This window comes from Pelotomaculum sp. FP, assembly GCF_004369245.1.
GTDB lineage: Bacteria > Bacillota > Desulfotomaculia > Desulfotomaculales > Pelotomaculaceae > Pelotomaculum_C > Pelotomaculum_C schinkii.
This window is the reverse complement of sequence record NZ_QFGB01000118.1, coordinates 1-2202: the sequence shown is the minus strand read 5'-3', so window position 1 is coordinate 2202 and position 2202 is coordinate 1. Positions and strand designations below refer to the sequence as shown.

Genomic DNA, 2202 nt, shown 5'->3' with positions numbered 1-2202 from the left:
AATATGTGGCCGCACTGGTGGATAATGAACTCATGCAGGGGCTGCCGGGCAACGTCTTTGAGCCTAACAGTGTGATCAACCGGGCCCAGATGGCAGTTTTATTGTCCAACTTGTTGAATAAGGAATTGGTCAATCCCTATCCGGATCGCTACATAACCGGTAAGATCTCGAATATTGAACCGTCCGCGGGACTGATTACCCTGCAGAGTGGTATCAGTAGAATTCCGACCGCCGAATGCCGGTACTATCTTGACGGGCAAAAGGCGGGGGCAGCCGATCTTAAAGCGGGCGACGAGGTGAAACTGGTATTAGACAAGAGTAGCCAGGTTGTTTTCGTCAAAGCTGAGAGGACGGGTAAAACGTCTAGTGAAAGCGGAGCTGCCCAAATTTACACGGGCCAGGTCAGTAACCTTCTGAGCGTCTCCGGGGAATACTGGCTGAGCATCACCGATTTTAACGGCGACAGTTTAACCCGTTCTGTAACTGGAGGCATAAAAGTAGATAAAGCGGGCGGTCGACAGGAAGTCTCGTCGTTGAGTAGAGGGGACTATGTTGAGATTAGAGTTGTAAACAATAAAATTACTAAAATAAGCACTCTTGATACCAGCGCTGTGAAGGGCACCGTGACATCGAAAAGATCCACCGCACTGACGGTGCGTAAAGACACCGGCGCGACAATAAAGCTGAATGTGCCGGCCGACATTGTGGTAACCAGAGGCGAGGACAACGTGGTGTCATACGACGCTCTCAGGGAGGGCTATCTGGTTAACATTGAAGCGTACGAAAATGAAGCGATCAGAATTAATATAATTAGTTACGGTAATTTGGAGGGCGTCATAAGGGAACTTGATACCAGCGGCACATATGGTATAACCATTCGCAACGACGACGGGGACACCCGGGACTACATTGTGGCCAGCGACGTGGAAGTGAGGAAGGAAGGCTATAAAATTGGCTTTGATGAGCTGCGCGCCGGGGAGCGGGTAAAGCTGGAACTAAACAGCGAAGACCGGGTTGATTATATAAATGTGCTTGATTCTGACTCCGGGTTGGAGGGTTGGATCAAGGAGCTGGATACCAGCGGCGCCTATGGTATTACTATTTACGATGATGACGGAGATGTATATGACTATGTGGTAGACAGCGAAGTGGAGGTGTGGGAGGACGGCTCCGAGATTGATTTTGACGAGCTGCGCACCGGGGAGCGGGTTATTCTGGAACTAAACAGCCAGGACCGGGTTGTTTATATTAATGTGCTTGATTCTGGCTCCGGGGGGATAGAGGGTGTCATAAGGGACCTTGATACCAGCGGCGACTATAGTATAACCATCCGCGACGATGACGATCAAACCCGGCAATATGCTGTAAACAGCAATGTGGAAGTGAGGAGGGACGGCTCCGAGATTGACTTTGACGAGCTGCGAACCGGGGAGCGGGTAATGCTGGAAAAGAACAGCCGGGGCCGGGTTGATTATATTGTGGTTATCAAAAATACCAGTTCCAATGTCACTGGTAAGATTGCGGATCTGGTTACCGGTAATAACCCTGTGATTCGAATAGAAAAAAGCAACGGGAGAAAGGCCCAGTATACCATTACAAACAGCACCGCCTGCTACAGCGATGGTGAGAGCATTCATATCTACGATCTCGTAATCGGCAGCGAAGTTGAGGTAAGGGAAGAAAGTGGTAAAGCTAAAAGTATTGATGTTACTGACGACCAGAATATTACGTTGGAAGGTGAAGTGACCGATGTTAATACCAGCAGTAACAAGATCAAGATTAAACAGGTCAGCGGCAACGAATTCACCTATTATCTAAAGAGCAATGCTTCCCTGAAAGACCGGGATGGAGATAGCATCAACTTTAAAGACGTTTGTGAAGGATGGGAAGTAAAACTGAAATTGCAGGACGGTAAAGTCTACAGCTTGACAAAGGAATAGCAGAGACGGGCCGCCCTTCACCGGGCGGCCTTCGATAGCTTAATGAACAGTTTGATGTTGTCCTGAAAGGGGAGGTCTGGGCGGCTATGACCTGCGTGACTGCGGGCGGGTAATGTTGGCGGATTTTTTTGTTTTATGTCAGGGATGGAGCAGGAAATTTTAACAGGTAAAGATAATTATTAGCTCTAAAGGGTGGTAATTATTGTTTTAAGGTTTATCTTGCAGCCAATCGGGCGCCGATATTTATGCAGCTTTTTCCTGG

Annotated in this window: 1 protein-coding gene; it reads left to right on the top strand. The window is 48.5% G+C overall.

All coding sequences use genetic code 11. From position 1 onward, the window contains the following. Nucleotides 1–1940, top strand: a 1940-nt coding sequence (locus tag Psfp_RS20855; protein ID WP_134220431.1) for an S-layer homology domain-containing protein, incomplete at its 5' end; no start/stop codon positions are given. Nucleotides 1941–2202 lie beyond the last annotated feature (262 nt).